Source organism: Comamonas sp. JUb58 (assembly GCF_004364775.1).
Classification (GTDB): domain Bacteria; phylum Pseudomonadota; class Gammaproteobacteria; order Burkholderiales; family Burkholderiaceae_C; genus Comamonas.
Genome location: NZ_SOAL01000001.1, coordinates 95,953 through 110,712 on the forward strand (window position 1 = coordinate 95,953; position 14,760 = coordinate 110,712).

Sequence of the window (14,760 nt, forward strand, 5' to 3'; positions counted from 1 at the left end):
AGCCCAAACCCTCGAAGAGTTGATGAGGTGGTCTATCCGCCTAGCTAGCACAATGGCCACGGAAACGGAACCAGGATTTTCTTTTCATTCAGCATTACTGGATGCCAAATTCGCTTCGAACTTGCACCATAAAATCACTCTGTTTTTTGGATCCGTCTCCCTTTTTTGATCTAACGATTGGACGAAGTGATGTATTTTTTGACGATCACGGGCGGTGATGAAATGCTGTGTGAAAGGACTCCGTTCCATGACTATGCGGAAGCCGTGGCCGCATGTGGAGAGTTCTATGAGCCGAAAGCGCCTGGTGCCGTACTGAATTTCACATCTGTGGTGGTACGGAAAAAGTTTGTGCGTTCTTATACCCATCTCACGCTGCTGGCTGACCTAGGCGATGTGCCGCATGACTCGCCCGAGGCCTTTTTAGCGGCTAAACAAAGTAACGCATTTTCATTTTCGAGGTCTTATGTATTTGTCATCGAAAGCAGCGAAGGCGTTCGCGAAGCAGACGAGCGAGCAAGCGAAGTCGATGAGTAAGATGTTGGCGGAGTCAAGAATTCATCTATCCGATGTCCGTCTCTGACGACTGATGTGAATTCAACCTATAGCGGATTTCGCTGATTCAATGATCCAATGGCAAGTGGGAGTAGACTGATTCTCAATAAGCCTGATGGGCATGGATTAGCCTGGCAAATTATTAAATGTATGAAACTCATTAATGCCGATGTTTGCCGTGATGGTGGCTCGATTACAGCTGAATTTCGACTTGCTGATAAATCGCTCCTTTCGTTGCTCCTCGAAGTTTCATCTGAGGGATGGCCTCAATATGCACACCTTCATGCAGGGGGTGAAATCCAGCAAAGTTGCGACCCCAGCACGGTGGTCGCTAGAGGTAGTCTGCGAGAAAAAAAGATCATTGCGCTGCTGGCCAAGTGGCGAGACTCCCCTTCTCGCCAGCCTGATGAGTATCCAATGGAGCGTGCAGATAAAGAAAATGCCGAGCGCTGGGCATTGGAGATGTGCAGGCGCATACCTGAACGAACTGCTTGACTGTCTATAACAAATTCACCAGCTACGACTCCACTGCAAAAGACGCCTTGCGTTTCATCTCAATCGGCGAGGGACACGCAAAGGGCACTATCTGGGAGAGCCGTTTTCCCCCCAGCCCCGCATTAGTCAACAAGCTTGCCTACGAAGTCAAGCAGTGCGCGTGTTTTCCTAGGTACGTAACGCCGGGATGGATAGTAGGCGTACAAAGGGAATCTATGGTCGGACCATGTCGGAAACACTGGCACTAGCTGACCAGCACTCACGTATTCCTCCGTTCCAAGCTCAAAAAGCTGAGCTATCCCAAGCCCAGCCAGGCAGGTGCTGTAGACCGTTCCTGGGTCATTGACGGTCAACATGCCTTTGGGCTGCACCAGCAATTTTTTTCGTCGTTGCTGAAATTCCCAGGGGAATGGCTTTCCTGTCACTGGCTCTCGAAACAATATGCACTTGTGGTGATGCAACTCCAGCTCGCGTGGATCTGTGGGATGCCCAAATCGCTGCAGGTATTGGGGTGACGCCATTGCCAGCACTCTGGTGTCAAACAGCTTTCTCGCCACAAGCGATGATGACTGAGGGTGACCAAAACGAAGCGCCACATCAAAGCCGTCTGCCACCAGATCCCCCAGCTCATCCTTGCTACGCAGTTCGATCTCCAGCTCGGGACAGCTGTCCATGAAGTCCCCCAAACGGGGCGCAAGAATGAACCTTGCAAAAAGGGGATCTACATTGACACGCAACTTCCCCCGCACTTGTTGTGCATCCCCTGCAGCGCTCCCGGTCGCCTCTGCCAGAGCACCAATGAGCGGCATCACTTCTTCATAGAAGCGACGCCCTTCATCCGTCAAACGTACCTGACGTGTAGTGCGCTCAAAGACACGGATACCCAACCTGGCTTCAAGGCGTGCAACCGCTCTGCTGACACCGGACTGTGACAAATCCACCAGCTCAGCCGCTTTGCCAAAGCTGCCGGTGTCGACAACGGCAGCCATCACATCCAGCCCTTCCAAGAGCTGTGTACTGAACGCGCTCATATATGACTACCAAGCATAAATATTGTGATTCTCATGCTATCGCAATTCAGGGCCTGGTGGCTCAGAATTCTCCCATCGCCAGAGACATCTGATCTGGCAGAGACGAGCGGTCAACAGCCCTGTTCCAGATAGCTCGTCGCAGAAGGAGAAATGAATGTCGAGAATTTTCATCACCGGATCCTCCGACGGTCTGGGCCAGATGGCTGCACAACTTCTGGTGGAGAGCGGTCATCAAGTGGTCTTGCATGCCCGAAACAGAGAACGCGCAGTGCATGCCATGGCACAGGTTCCGGGAGCCCAGGCCGTGCTGTCTGCCGATCTTTCGAGCATTGAGGAAACCAAGGCGCTTGCGCACAAATTGAATGATGCAGGCCATTTCGATGCAGTGATACATAACGCAGCTGTGGGCTTTAGCGAGCCTCGACGTGTAGCGACCATTGATGGCCTACCGCATGTGTTTGCGGTGAACACACTAGCGCCCTACATCCTCACTGCGCTTATGCATGCGCCCAAAAAGCTGGTTTACATCAGCTCACGCTTGCATTTAAGTGGTGATCCATCGCTGGGAGATCTGGCGTGGGAGAGCCGGCGCTGGAGCGGCGCACAGGCTTATTCGGACTCCAAGCTGCATATCGTGTTGCTGGCATTTGCCGTTGCTCGCCGCTGGCCTGGCGTGCTTTCGAACTGCGTCGAGCCAGGTTGGGTTGCAACCAAGATGGGAGGGCCTAATGCCACGGATGACCTTGACCTGGCATATCGCACCCAGGCATGGCTCGCCACCGGTAGCGCTGCTTCGCATCAAGTAACCGGCGATTACTTCTATCACCAGCAATCGGCACAAGCCCTGCGTGCCGCCCTCGATCCCGCTCTGCAAGACCGCCTTTTGCAAGCCTGTGCCCAGTTGAGCGGCGTCGCGCTTCCTTCTCACTGAGAGCCGCTAGCACGATCCAGCAAAGCGAAGGCGTCCCCGACCAGGCATCAAGCCGCAGCCCATACAGGCGTACGGCAAGGCTTGGGTCGGCCGGCCAGGCAAAGGACACATCAGGGCTGGTGTCAGCAGCTCTAAAGCGACTCAGGTCCAAACCAGCCACGTGATGGTTCCACACGGGTAAGGCGCAGCTATGTCCAAAAAGCGGACTTCTTTCTCAATCCTTCTCAGTTAATCGTTTCAACGGAGATCATTCATGCACTCACACACCACTGAATCCAGTACCGACCCATCGACCCATCAAGACAGATCTCATCACCGAAGCAGCGGCATTTCCAAGGCGAGGGCTGCCGCTGCAGTGATCGCTTTGAGCCTGGGTTGCTTTACCTTTGTAAGCACCGAACTGATGCCTGTCGGCGTACTGCCAATGATGGCGGAAGGCCTGCATGTGTCTCTTGGCGCTGCAGGCTATCTCGTCACCATCTTTGCCTTCATGGTTGCGCTCACGGCCGCTCCGCTCACCAGCCTGTTGGGCGGTCTCAACCGGAAAGTGCTGATGGCGGGGTTGTTGGCCGTGTGCTGCATCGGCAACTTGGTCACGTTCCTCGCACCAGGCTACTTTGTCGTCTTTCTGGGGCGCATTCTCGTCGCAGCCGCCATTGGCGTTTTCTGGTCGACGGCTGTCGTGACGGCAGTGCATATGGTGTCGTCTCGCAATGCCGTGAGGGCCACCTCGATCGTATTCGGAGGTGTCTCGCTCGCTGCTGTTCTGGGTATTCCCGCAGGCACCATGCTGGGAGATATGTACAGCTGGCGCGCCGTTTTCGCCGCACTCTCGGTGCTGAGCCTATTGGTGTTCACCATCGTTGCCTGGTCGGTTCCGGCAGTTCGCATCACTAAGACAGCCAAGCGTGGCGCAATGTCTTCGGTACTCAGGAGCGGCCCACTGCTCGCCGTGTTCGGTATTACGGCGCTGGTGGTGACTGGCAACTTCCTGGCCTACACCTATGTCACTCCTTATCTGGAGCAGATGGCGGGTCAGAGTCCCGCACAGATCAGTATGCTGCTGCTCGTCTATGGTGTGGCAGGCGTGGTCACCAACTTTGCCATAGGCCCATTTGCATCCCGCGCACCGCGCACTAGCCTTGGCCTGGTAACGGCGCTCTTCACGCTGAGCCTGGCATGTACCAACTCGGCCTCTGGCAGTACCACGGCCATTTTCATTGCACTGGCCGCATGGGGAGCCGCATACGGAGCATTGCCGGTACTGCTGCAAACCTTGGTGTTCAAGGAAGCATCACGCATTCCCGGCGCGGCCGATGCCGCAACCGCCATCAATGTGTCCGTCTTCAACGCAGCCATTGGTCTCGGCTCTCTACTGGGCGGCATGCTGATTAACCTGGCAGGGCCTCACCCCATTCCCTATCTGTCGGCCTGCTTTGGTTTGGCCGGATTGCTCGCCATTGTTGTAAGCCGCGAAGGCAAGGCGCGTCATCGTTGAGTTCAGTCATCGTCAGTGAGAAAAAAATGAGTCATATAACCGTTTTGGGCTTGGGCGCAATGGGATCGCGAATGTCTGCCCAATTGCTTGCAGCCGGGCATAAGCTAACCGTCTGGAATCGGTCCCCCCACGCCGTGCAAGCACTGATAGACGCGGGGGCTCACCATGCCGCCTCACCAGCAGAGGCAGCCAGTGGCGCAGAGGTGGTGATTGCCATGCTGCGTGACGATGAGGCATCGCGGCAGGTTTGGCTCGATGCAAACACCGGCGCACTTGCAGGCATGGTGCCGACGGCCATCGCTATCGATAGCTCCACCCTCACGCCTGGGTGGGTCCGAGAACTTGGCCGCCGTATGCAAGAGCGTGGCATCTCCTTTTTGGAGGCACCGGTCTCAGGCTCGCGCGCGCAGGCAGATGCAGGTCAACTGACTTACCTGGTTGGCGGTGATGCACCGACGCTTGCCCGCTGCCTGCCCCTTCTTCAGACGCTGGGATCCCGTGTAGAACATGTGGGTGCGCTTGGCCATGGAGCCCTTGCAAAACTGGCCACCAACGCCATGCTAGGCATTCAGGTGACCGGACTGGCAGAAGTCATTGCCATGCTGGAGCGCCAGCAAGCCAATACGTCTGAAGTTCTGAACGCCATGGCAAAGACCTCCGTTTGGGCTCCTGTATTTACCTATCTCTCCAGCACGATGGTGCAGCGGCAGTTTGCACCTCAGTTCCCGGTGGAACTGATGGAAAAGGATTTTGGCTACACCTTGCGGGAAGCGGGCTCGAACGCCAATGCACCGACACTCGCGGCTGCCCACGCGGTCTTCCAACGGGCCCGTGCACAAGGTCTGGGTTTAGAAAACATGACCAGCGTCGTGCAACTGTTTCGCGCAGAAAAATGATAGGAGTCGTAGCGAGACGCGTATCCAGTCGCCTGGGCCGAGGAGCCCGCTTAGGGTATCGGCGGGCCTTCTTAGTTTTGGCTAGAGCGTTGTCTCAGGCCGCGGTGCCACCAATAGCGGTCACCAAGAAGTGCGGCCTGACAGACGCTTAAGCAATCGCCAGCCCAGCCTCTCTGAGTCGCGCACGCAGATCATCAACACCGACAAAATGGATGGCATGCATCCCCGAACGCCTGGCCGCTTCCACATTACGCAGGCTGTCATCAATGAAGACGGTGGATTTAGGGCTCAGACCGAATCGTTGGATGGTGAGATCAAAAATCTCGGCTTGAGGCTTTACCAGCCGCTCGTGACCCGAGACAACAATACCCTCGAACCAGTTGAGAAAGTCAAACCGCGCTTGCGCGATGGGAAAGGTCTCGGTGGACCAGTTGGTCAGTGCCAGCAGGCGCAGATGGCCCTGGCCTAGCTCCCTCAATAGGTCCACCACCTCGTTGTTCGCACCAGGCATCATTTCCTCCCACCGATCGTAGAAGGCACGGATGTTCGCCTCCTGGGACGGATGCCTTTCAATGGCCTCTGCAATGCCTTCACGCCATGGCCGGCCTTGGTCCTGACGTTCGTTCCAATCAGGACTGCACACCTCTTCCAAGAAGGCCTCCATACCTGCGACGTCGGGTCCAAAAATCTTTCGGTACAAGTGCCTCGGGTCCCATTGAATCAGCACATTGCCGAGGTCAAAAATGACGGTATCTATCTGCAGTCCGTTCATGCAATTGCTCAAAGTAGTAGAACCGCTGCACCTTACACCAAACGATGGATCTTGTTGCCGCCCCCATTCATGAGCCCCGCTCATGGCGGCATGCGCCCTCAAGGGCTCAATCAAAAGTCGCTAAATCTCTAGCATGCAAACCATGGATCACCCGGCCGCGCCAGCGGCCTTTCCCTGGAGTTGACTATGCAGATAAACGGCTATACAGCCCACACAACAGGCACGCCCGTGCCCACCCGAATCCCTGGCAGCAGCCAGCATCCCACCGAACAGGAGGCCGCATGAGCAAACACCTGATAGCCGCAGGCGCCTACATGCTGATCAGCACCAGCATGGCCCAAGCCCAGGGCATCCACATCAGCCCTGCTGGCACGCCGGCCACGATGATCGGCGCGGCGCAGAACTTCAGCGGCCATGTCGCGGTAGACATCAAGGCGGCGGGCGACAGCGCGCAGCAAGGCAGTGTGGGCATGGTGGACTTTGCACCGGGTGCCCGCACCGCCTGGCACACCCACCCTGTCGGGCAGCTGCTGGTGGTCACCGATGGCAAAGGCTGGATACAGCAGGATGGCCAGGCCCGGCAGAACATCCAGGCCGGTGATGTCGTCTGGATCGATGCCGATGTGCGCCACTGGCATGGCGCCGCTGCCACCACCGGTATGCGCCATATGGCGGTGACCTATCTGAAGAACGGCAAGAACGCCGACTGGAAGGAGCTCGTCAGCGATGCGCAATACAACCCCCGCTAAAACCATGCAGCAGCTGATGTGCGCAGCTGGCCTGGTGCTGATGGCCGGTGAATCGTCGGCACAGAGCACGGCCACCAGCCCGGCGGCTACCAGTGCGCAGGCCTGCACGGCCAACGGCAAAAGCCAAGCACCGTCGCAGGTGCTGAGTGCCCAGCAGCAGGCCATCCTGCCGATCGCAGCGTTTGCGGCCGCAGGCGACATGGAGCGGCTGACCTCCAGCCTGCAAGCCGGTTTGGAGGCGGGCCTGAGCATCAGCGATATCCGCGAAGTGCTGGTACAGCTTTACGCCTATGCCGGCTTTCCGCGCAGCCTCAATGCGCTGAATACCTTCATGCAGCTGCTGCATCAGCGCGAAAAAAGCGGCATTGTCGATGCACCCGGCTGCGCACCCAGCCGCGCCATTGCGCAAGGCGATGCACTGCGCGCTGCCGGCCGCGCCAACCAGACCCAGTTGGCAGGGGCGCCCGTGCAAGGTCCCCTGTTTGACTTTGCGCCTGCGATTGGCGAGTACCTGCAATCGCACCTGTTTGGCGCCATCTTTGAGCGTGACAACCTCGACGGGCACAGCCGCGAGCTGCCCACTGTCGGCATGCTGTCGGCGCTGGCAGGGGCGCCGAATCGCAGCTGCAATCGCATATCCGCATCAGCCTGAACGCCGGGCTGAGCGCCGTCCAGTTGCAGCAGGCAGTGCAACTGCTGGACAGCCGCGTAGGCAGCACCAATGGCCAGCGTGCCAGCACCGCACTGGCCAACACCCTGGCAGCGTTGGCCCACCAGAAGCGTTAAAGCGCTAACCCTTGTTGGTCTCGCCCTGCACCTGCCCCCAACCGCCGCCCAGCGCCTTGTACAAGGCCACGCTGGCGCGCAGGCGCTCCTGGTGCAGCTGCACTGCCAAGTCCTGCGCCTGGTACAGCGAGCGCTGGGTATCCAACAGCACCAGCTGGGTTTCGGCACCGGCGCGGTAGCGGGCCTCGGCCAGCGCCAGCGCCTTGCGGGCCTGGCGCAGTTCTTCCTCTTGCGCCAGCGCCTGCTGCTGCACACCGGCAACGGCGTTCAAGGCGGTCTGCACATCGCTGAAGGCCTGGACGATGCTCTGGCGGTAGGCCAGCAGCAACTCCTCGCGCTGGGCGATCACCAGGTCGCGGTTGGCTGCCAGGCGGCCGGCATCAAAGATGGGCGCAGCCAGGCCAGCAGCCAGCGAGTACAGCGGGTTGTCCAGCACGCGGTGCAGCTGGCGGCCTTGTGCGCCCAGCTCGGCCGTCAAGCTCAGGCGGGGCAGCATGGCGGCGCGTGCGGCCTCCAGGTCGGCATCGGCCGCCTGCAAGCGGGCCTCGGCGCGGGCAATGTCGGGCCGGCGGGTGACCAGCTCGATGGGCTCACCCTGGTCGATACGGGGCACCTGCAAGGCCAGCACACTGCTTTGGCTGACGGCAGGGCCTTGCGCCTGGCCCAGCAGCAAGGCCAGGCTGCGCTGGGCATCGGCCTGCTGCTGGTCCAGGGCCGCCAGCGCGCGGCGCTGCGCCGCCACCAGGCCGCGTTGCTGCGCCAGCTCCAGCGATGTGGCCGCGCCAAAATTGGCCTTGGATTCGACCAGCGCCAGCAGGCGCTTGGCGGTTTGCAGATTGCGCTGGGCAATCTCACCGCGCTCACGCAGGCCCACGTTCAACAGCCAGGCATCTGCCACTGCGGCGGTGACCGACAGACGCACCGTGTCGTGGTCAAAACTGCTGGCGCGCAGCGCAGCGCCTGCCGCATCGCGCTGCGACTGCAGGCGGCCCCAGAGGTCCAGCTCATAGCTGGCAGCCAGGCCGACCGACAGGTTGCGGCCCGTCGTCTCGGCATGGCCGCCCAACCGGCCTTGGTGCCCGGCCTGGGCCGTGGCGTTGACGGTGGGCAACAGCTCGGCCCCGGCATAGCGGGCGCTGGCCTGTGCCTGCTGCACCCTGGCCATGGCGGCGGCCACATCCAGGCTGTGCTGCTGGGCATCGGCCACCAGCGCATCCAGCTCCGCGCTGCCAAAGCTGCGCCACCAGCCCTGGGTGACGGCATCGCCTTGGGCCGCGTCACTGCGCTGCCATTGGGCAGGCACATCCAGCGCTTGCAACTGCGACTGCTGCACCTGCGGCGGCGCCGACACACAGCCGGCCAGCACCAGGGCCGCTGCCAGCGCGCTGGCGATTGGGAAGATCTGCATACTCACTCTCCTGCCAGGGCCCGCACTGGGTCCAGGCGCGCGGCCGTCTTGGCCGGCATATAACCAAACACCAGACCGGTGACCACCGCACAGGCAAAGGCACCGGCCATGGCCCGGATGGAAAACACCACCGGCACACCGGCCAGCACCAGCACGGCACCTACCAAGGCGCCCACCACCAGGCCCACGGTGCCACCCGACAGGGTCACCAGGCTGGCTTCGGTCAAGAACTGGCGCAGGATGTCGCTCTGCCGCGCACCCACGGCCATGCGGATGCCGATCTCCCGCGTGCGCTCGCGCACCGTCATCAGCATCACATTCATCACGCCAATGCCGCCCACCACCAGCGACACCGCAGCAATCAGCCCCAGCATCACCGCCATGCTCTGGCGCGTGGCCGCCTCGGCCTGGATGCGTGCGGCGGCATTGCCGATGCCAAAGTCTTCGCGGCCGCCATGGCGTGCCAGCAGCACGCGGTGGATGGCCGTCTCGGCCTCGTTGACCACCTCGGAGGACATGGCCTCGACCACCACATAGTCCGGCTGGGTCTGCGCCTGGTAGACGCGTGCCCGGCCCGATTGGTAGGGGATGAAGACCATGTCGTCATAGTCCTGCGCGCCCGAATCCGCCCCGCGCTCGCTCATCACGCCAATCACCTCGAAGGCCGAGGTGCCGATGATCAGCTGCCGCCCCAGCGGGTTGGGGGTGTCGGGGAAGAAGTGCTTGTGCGCCTTGTGGCCCAGCACCACCAGCGGCGCCAGATCGCGGTCCTCGGTGTCCGTGTAGTAGCGGCCCAGCTTGGGCTTCCAGTGGTGTACCAGCGGCATTTCTTCGCTGGCGGCAAACACATAGACCTGCTTGTCGGCATTGCCATAGCGCACGGTGATGGGGTCGCCAATCACCGGCATCACGCGCCGTATCTCGGGCAGCTCGCGCAAGGCATCGAGGTCTTCTTCTGTTATCTGGCCTGCCGGCCCGCCGGTCGCTGGCGGCTTGCTGCCCATGTAGAGGATCGCCGTGCCCATAGTGCCCATCTGCTCGACCACCTTGCGCCGCGCGCCTTCGCCAATGGCCAGCATCACGATCACCGAGACCACGCCAATCACAATGCCCAGCAAGGTCAGACTGGTGCGCACCCGGTTGAGGCGCATGCCCCGCCAGGCCGAGCGTGCGGCCTCCAACAGCTCGGCCACCAGTGGCGCGGCCGAGGCACTGCCGCCCTGGGGCACCGGCGCCAGCTCCATGCGTGTGCCCTCGCCTTGTGCGATGGTTGCAGTGGTTGCCGCCGTTGCAGGCTGGCTGGCGCTGTCGCCCACAACGCGGCCGTCGCTGATCTCGATGACGCGTTGCGCCTGCGCTGCCACATCGCGGTCGTGGGTGATCAGGATGATGGTGTGGCCGGCAGCGGCCAGCTCGCGCAGCAGCGCCATCACCTCGGCGCCGCTGTGCGAGTCGAGTGCGCCGGTGGGCTCGTCGGCCAGGATGATGTGGCCGCCATTCATCAGCGCCCGCGCGATCGACACGCGCTGCTGCTGCCCGCCCGAGAGCTGGTTGGGCCGGTTGCCCAGGCGCTCGCCCAGGCCCAGGCGCTGCAGCAGGCCCTGGGCGCGCTGCACCCGTTCTTCCTTGGGTAGGCCAGAGTAGATCGCCGGCATCTCCACGTTCTCACTGGCGCTTTCGCTGGCGATCAGGTGGTAGCCCTGAAAGACAAAGCCAAAGGCCTCGCGCCGCAGCCAGGCCAGCGCGTCCGAGTCAAACTGCGCCACATCCTGGCCCTGGAAGTGGTAACTGCCATCGCTGGGCCGGTCCAGGCAGCCCAGGATGTTCATCAAGGTGGACTTGCCCGAGCCCGAGCTGCCCACGACAGCCACAAATTCGCCCGCGTAGATATCCAGGTCAATGCCATGCAGCACGGTCACCAGCGGCTGGCCGCTGGCGGGGTCGCCATAGTGTTTGCGAATGCCCCGCAGTGCGATCAGTGGCTGGTTTGCGTCAACCGGGCCGCTCACCATTGCAGCCACCTGGGGCCACGCTCCAGCGCGGTCTCGCCGATGACGACCTTCTCGCCTTCGGCCAGACCTTCCAGCACTTCCACCTGGTGGCGGCTGCGTATGCCCACCTTCACGCTGCGGGTCTGGGGTTGGCCGTTGGCATCCAGCACCCGGGCCACGTGGGCGCCTTCGCGGGCCTTGTCTTCCTCCACCGCCGTCAGCGCCACCGCCAGCGCCTGGCTGGCACTGGCGCTGACAAACACCACCTGTGCCGTCATCTGCGGCATCAGCTCAGCGTCGTCATTGCCCACGTCAAACAGCACGGTATAGGCCACGGCCTTGGTGGCGGGTGCCGGCGTTTGCGCATTGCCGGCCGGCTGGGCCTGGCTGGCGGCGGGCGCGGGCAGCACCTGGCGCACCTGGCCCTTCCAGCGCCGGGGCTTGGTCTGGCCAGCACCCCCCAGGGTGGTGAAGTAGACGGGCATGCCTTCCTTGACGCGGCGAACATCGGCTTCGGACACCTCGGTCCAGACCGTCATCGCCGACAGATCGGCAATGCGCAGGATATTGGGCGTCTGGTAGGTCGCGTTCAGGGTCTGGCCCTCGCGTGCCTCGACCGACACCACGGTGCCCGCCATCGGTGCATAGATGCGGGTGTAACCCAGGCGTGCCTCATCGGCCTTCAGCGATGCCTGGGTCTGGCTGATCTGGGCCTTGAGGTGATCCATGCGCGCCACGGCCATGGCCAGGTTGGCCTGGGCGGTCTGCAGGTCTTCCTCGCGCGTGGCCTCGTGTGCGCTCAGCTGCTGCTGGCGTTGCAGCTGCTGGCCCGCCAGCCGGTGCTGGGCCTGCTGCTCGGCCAGCTGGGCGCGCAGGCCCGCCAACGAGGCGCGGCCTGCATCCACCGTCGCGCGCTGCACGCTGGGGTCAATCTCCACCAGCAGATCGCCCTTGGCCACCTCGGCACCAGGCTCCACCTTCAGCTTCAGGATCTGGCCCGAAACCTGGGCGCCCACATCCACATAGCTGCGCGGCTGCAAGGTGCCAATTGCTGTCACCGTGGCCTCGATATCCTGGCGCGCCACCGGCTCGCTCTGGTAAGCCATGGCCGGGCGGCCCGACCACCATAGCACCGCCCCTGCCACCACCGCCGCAACGGCGACCACGGTTACTCCTACGCGCGAGGCCTTCATGAGATCGCTCCCTCAGCCACGTTCTTCTGCACACCCTTCATTGCTTCCCCCACCATAGCTCCCCCAGTTATTCATTTGCAGGCCGTCAAGCCCACCACCACAAACCCAACAAGGCCAGCGGCGCCAGCGCAGCCGCTGCACGCGCCGCCCAGCGCGGCGCAGCCGCAATCCACAACACAGCGACCAGTGCCCCTGCAGATATCCAACCCAGCCAGGCCACCACGCCCACGGTGGCGCCCCAACCGCCCACGCTGGGCAGCACGGCGGCCGCCAGCAGCAGGCTGCCCAGCAGGCGCAGCAAGCGGCTGCGCCGCAGCGGTATGTCTCGCTCGCCCGTCAGCTGCTCATGGTGGCGGTCCATCGCAAAGGCCAGGGCCGTCATGCCGGCAAAGGCCAGCGCCAATGCGTATCCGGATGCTTGCCAACTGTTCATGCGCCCACCTGTAGCTTGTTAGCGGTTGAAGATGCTGCCTTGCCCGCGACCAGCGCGCGGCGGCGCCCCAGCACCCGGCAGGCCCAGACGGCGGCCAGGCCAAAAGCCCAGGCGCCCAGCTCCACGCCGGCGCTTTCCCAATCGCCGCGCAGCAGTTGCGCCGGCCAATGGTCGCCCACGGTCACCGCATTCAGCACCGGCAGCAGCAGGCAGAGGGCAGCCAGCAGCGCCATCTGCTCCAGCCAGGCCTTGGCCGGAGCGCGCAGCAGGCCATGCAGCAGCGCGGCCAGCCACAGCCCAAAGAAGACGCCCAGCTCCCACTGCGCGCGCAGCGGCAGCTCCAGCGGCAGCAGGCGGTTGGCCCAGAGGTAGCCAATGCAGGCCACACCCAGGCCGGCAATGGCCGCCACATTCAGCCCCTCGATCAAGCGGTAGACGGTGGCCGTGGCGCTGCCAAACTCCCCCATGTGCTTGCTGCGGCGCTTGACGACAAACAGGATGGCGCCGGTGGCCATCATGGCGGTGCCTGCCAGGCCGCAGACAAAGTACAGCCACTTCATCACCCACCCGCCAGACTTGACCATGTGCAGCCCGCCCATCACCGACTGGGCGAGCGATGCACCACCGCCTTCGGCCTCACCCGGCATGCGCAGCTGCAGCAGCTCGCCGCTGGCGGCCGAGAACATGGCCATGCCGGTATTGGGGCTCAGGCGCTTGTCGGCATCGGCATCGCTGTTCCAGCCGTAGATGCCAACGCGCGCGGCTGCATCGCCAGGGTGGTTCACCACCACGGCACGCACGGGCTGGCCGATCAGTGCCTGGCCACGTGCGGCAAAGCTTTCCAGATCGGGCACCGCCATGGGCTCGCCCGAGCGTGGCGGCTTGCCGGGCTCGCCCAGCTCGGCCGCAAAGGTCTGGACGGCGCCGGGCGCCGTGCCGTACTGGCTCCAGATGCCGGCGGGCATAAAGGTCAGCGCCGATATCGCAATGCCGGTGTAGGCAATCATCAGCTGGAATGGCAGGGTCAACACCGCCACGGCATTGTGCGCATCCAGCCAGCTGCGCTGGCCCTTGCGGGCACGGAAGGTGAAAAAGTCCTGAAAAATCCGCTTGTGCGTAATCACGCCGCTGAGCAGCGCCACCAGCATGGCCATGCCGGCAACACCGACCACCCACAGCCCGGCCTGGCCGGCATGCAGCTCGTAGTGGAAATGCACAAAATGCTCGCCGCCCATCGTGGCCCGCATCGCGCCATGGTGGTGCTCATCCAAAGGTTCTCCCGTGCGGGTGTCCAGCTCGGCATCGGCATACTGGCGCTTCTGGTCAAACCAGTAGACCTTCAGGTCGCCGCCGCCCTTGGCATCGGTGGGCCAGATCTCCCACATCTCGGCGCCCTGGTGGTACTTCTCCATAAAGGCCGCGCCCCAGGCCAGGCGCTGGCCCCGGCTGGAGGCCAGGCCTGCGGCCTCGACAGCCGCCTGCTCGGCCTCATGCGCCGCTTCCTCGGCATGGTGCTCAGGCGTCATCCAGTGGCCAATCGCCTCCTGGAACACCGCCAGGGTGCCGGTCAGGAACACCGCATACAGCAGCCAGGAGAACCACAGCCCGCACCAGGTATGCAGCCAGGCCTGCGCCTGGCGAAACCCGCCCCGCCCTGCGCCGCTGCCCGGCCGCTTGTCGATCACGGTCTTGCCCATGTCAGCGTCCCAGCACCAAGGCGCCAGCTGCCAGCAGTGCGCTGGGCAGTGCAATCCCCAGCCAGACCTTACCCGGCGAGACCGGCGAGAACGCCCACACCGCCGCCAGCGCATGCAGCGCGAAGCTCCACTGCATGCCGGCCAGCACGGCCTCGGCCCGGGCAGCCGGCAGCACGGCCGCCAGGAAGACGGCCAAGGCGCTGGCCAGCAGGTAGCCGCCGAACACGGCGGCCAGCAAGCGGCTCAGGACGGACAGGCCCGGGTGGGCGCTGGGTGCGTTAGAAATGGGGTTCATGGTTAGGGACATCGTGGTGGTTGCGGGGTAAAC

15 protein-coding genes are annotated in these 14,760 nt (G+C 62.7%); 7 read left to right on the forward strand and 8 right to left on the reverse strand.

All coding sequences use genetic code 11. From position 1 onward, the window contains the following. The first annotated feature begins 189 nt into the window (after positions 1-189). Both EDF71_RS00450 and EDF71_RS00455 read left to right on the forward strand, forming a co-directional pair. Positions 190-534, forward strand: a complete 345-nt coding sequence (locus EDF71_RS00450) for a hypothetical protein (RefSeq protein WP_133854679.1) — start codon at positions 190-192, stop codon at positions 532-534. A 168-nt stretch (positions 535-702) separates the two neighbouring features. Further along, complete coding sequence (locus tag EDF71_RS00455; protein WP_133854680.1) at positions 703-1,047, forward strand: hypothetical protein; 345 nt, start codon at positions 703-705, stop codon at positions 1,045-1,047. A 122-nt stretch (positions 1,048-1,169) separates the two neighbouring features. On the opposite strand, the gene EDF71_RS00460 is transcribed toward EDF71_RS00455, so the two are convergent. Next, a complete protein-coding gene (locus EDF71_RS00460) occupies positions 1,170-2,078 on the reverse strand; it encodes a LysR family transcriptional regulator (protein WP_133854681.1) in 909 nt (302 codons plus the stop codon). Between the two features lie 154 nt (positions 2,079-2,232). Here EDF71_RS00460 and EDF71_RS00465 point away from each other — a divergent pair, with 154 nt between their 5' ends. From EDF71_RS00465 to EDF71_RS00475, 3 genes are all read left to right on the forward strand, one after another. Beyond that, positions 2,233-3,009, forward strand: a complete 777-nt coding sequence (locus EDF71_RS00465; protein WP_133854682.1) for an SDR family NAD(P)-dependent oxidoreductase — start codon at positions 2,233-2,235, stop codon at positions 3,007-3,009. Between the two features lie 253 nt (positions 3,010-3,262). After that, a complete protein-coding gene (locus EDF71_RS00470) occupies positions 3,263-4,507 on the forward strand; it encodes an MFS transporter (protein WP_208300978.1) in 1,245 nt (414 codons plus the stop codon). Further along, complete coding sequence (locus EDF71_RS00475; protein ID WP_208300979.1) at positions 4,504-5,403, forward strand: NAD(P)-dependent oxidoreductase; 900 nt, start codon at positions 4,504-4,506, stop codon at positions 5,401-5,403. Before EDF71_RS00470 ends, EDF71_RS00475 begins: the two co-directional genes overlap by 4 nt. Positions 5,404-5,551: 148 nt before the next feature. On the opposite strand, the gene EDF71_RS00480 is transcribed toward EDF71_RS00475, so the two are convergent. Beyond that, complete coding sequence (locus tag EDF71_RS00480) at positions 5,552-6,175, reverse strand: HAD family phosphatase (protein WP_133854683.1); 624 nt, start codon at positions 6,173-6,175, stop codon at positions 5,552-5,554. Between the two features lie 281 nt (positions 6,176-6,456). Here EDF71_RS00480 and EDF71_RS00485 point away from each other — a divergent pair, with 281 nt between their 5' ends. After that, complete coding sequence (locus EDF71_RS00485; protein WP_133854684.1) at positions 6,457-6,924, forward strand: cupin domain-containing protein; 468 nt, start codon at positions 6,457-6,459, stop codon at positions 6,922-6,924. Then, on the forward strand, positions 6,902-7,576 hold the full coding sequence (locus EDF71_RS00490) for a carboxymuconolactone decarboxylase family protein (protein ID WP_347876654.1): 675 nt from the start codon (positions 6,902-6,904) through the stop codon (positions 7,574-7,576). The genes EDF71_RS00485 and EDF71_RS00490 overlap by 23 nt, the downstream gene beginning before the upstream one ends. A 138-nt stretch (positions 7,577-7,714) precedes the next feature. On the opposite strand, the gene EDF71_RS00495 is transcribed toward EDF71_RS00490, so the two are convergent. From EDF71_RS00495 to EDF71_RS00520, 6 genes are all read right to left on the reverse strand, one after another. Continuing rightward, entirely contained in the window at positions 7,715-9,118 is a 1,404-nt protein-coding gene (locus EDF71_RS00495) for an efflux transporter outer membrane subunit (RefSeq protein ID WP_133854685.1), read from the reverse strand. 2 nt (positions 9,119-9,120) lie between these two features. After that, the gene (locus tag EDF71_RS00500) at positions 9,121-11,130 is read right to left on the reverse strand and encodes an ABC transporter permease (protein WP_133854993.1); all 2,010 of its coding nucleotides are present in this window, start codon (positions 11,128-11,130) and stop codon (positions 9,121-9,123) included. Further along, positions 11,124-12,302 carry an efflux RND transporter periplasmic adaptor subunit gene (locus tag EDF71_RS00505; RefSeq protein WP_133854686.1) on the reverse strand — a complete coding sequence of 393 codons (1,179 nt, stop codon included), beginning with the start codon at positions 12,300-12,302 and terminating at the stop codon, positions 11,124-11,126. The genes EDF71_RS00500 and EDF71_RS00505 overlap by 7 nt, the downstream gene beginning before the upstream one ends. A gap of 85 nt (positions 12,303-12,387) precedes the next feature. Next, complete coding sequence (locus EDF71_RS00510; RefSeq protein ID WP_133854687.1) at positions 12,388-12,735, reverse strand: DUF3325 domain-containing protein; 348 nt, start codon at positions 12,733-12,735, stop codon at positions 12,388-12,390. Further along, entirely contained in the window at positions 12,732-14,432 is a 1,701-nt protein-coding gene (locus EDF71_RS00515; protein ID WP_133854688.1) for a PepSY-associated TM helix domain-containing protein, read from the reverse strand. Before EDF71_RS00515 ends, EDF71_RS00510 begins: the two co-directional genes overlap by 4 nt. Position 14,433: 1 nt before the next feature. After that, a complete protein-coding gene (locus EDF71_RS00520; RefSeq protein ID WP_243854102.1) occupies positions 14,434-14,727 on the reverse strand; it encodes a DUF3649 domain-containing protein in 294 nt (97 codons plus the stop codon). Positions 14,728-14,760 lie beyond the last annotated feature (33 nt).

Excerpts from the sequence above, each read along its gene's own strand:
- EDF71_RS00455 (WP_133854680.1), top strand. The coding sequence starts at position 703 with ATGAAACTCATTAATGCCGATGTTTGCCGTGATGGTGGCTCGATTACA.
- EDF71_RS00485 (WP_133854684.1), top strand. The coding sequence starts at position 6,457 with ATGAGCAAACACCTGATAGCCGCAGGCGCCTACATGCTGATCAGCACC.
- EDF71_RS00510 (WP_133854687.1), bottom strand. The coding sequence starts at position 12,735 with ATGAACAGTTGGCAAGCATCCGGATACGCATTGGCGCTGGCCTTTGCC.
- EDF71_RS00515 (WP_133854688.1), bottom strand. The coding sequence starts at position 14,432 with ATGGGCAAGACCGTGATCGACAAGCGGCCGGGCAGCGGCGCAGGGCGG.
- EDF71_RS00500 (WP_133854993.1), bottom strand. The coding sequence starts at position 11,130 with ATGGTGAGCGGCCCGGTTGACGCAAACCAGCCACTGATCGCACTGCGG.
- EDF71_RS00480 (WP_133854683.1), bottom strand. The coding sequence starts at position 6,175 with ATGAACGGACTGCAGATAGATACCGTCATTTTTGACCTCGGCAATGTG.
- EDF71_RS00490 (WP_347876654.1), top strand. The coding sequence starts at position 6,902 with ATGCGCAATACAACCCCCGCTAAAACCATGCAGCAGCTGATGTGCGCA.
- EDF71_RS00505 (WP_133854686.1), bottom strand. The coding sequence starts at position 12,302 with ATGAAGGCCTCGCGCGTAGGAGTAACCGTGGTCGCCGTTGCGGCGGTG.
- EDF71_RS00520 (WP_243854102.1), bottom strand. The coding sequence starts at position 14,727 with ATGAACCCCATTTCTAACGCACCCAGCGCCCACCCGGGCCTGTCCGTC.
- EDF71_RS00465 (WP_133854682.1), top strand. The coding sequence starts at position 2,233 with ATGTCGAGAATTTTCATCACCGGATCCTCCGACGGTCTGGGCCAGATG.
- EDF71_RS00450 (WP_133854679.1), top strand. The coding sequence starts at position 190 with ATGTATTTTTTGACGATCACGGGCGGTGATGAAATGCTGTGTGAAAGG.
- EDF71_RS00495 (WP_133854685.1), bottom strand. The coding sequence starts at position 9,118 with ATGCAGATCTTCCCAATCGCCAGCGCGCTGGCAGCGGCCCTGGTGCTG.
- EDF71_RS00460 (WP_133854681.1), bottom strand. The coding sequence starts at position 2,078 with ATGAGCGCGTTCAGTACACAGCTCTTGGAAGGGCTGGATGTGATGGCT.
- EDF71_RS00470 (WP_208300978.1), top strand. The coding sequence starts at position 3,263 with ATGCACTCACACACCACTGAATCCAGTACCGACCCATCGACCCATCAA.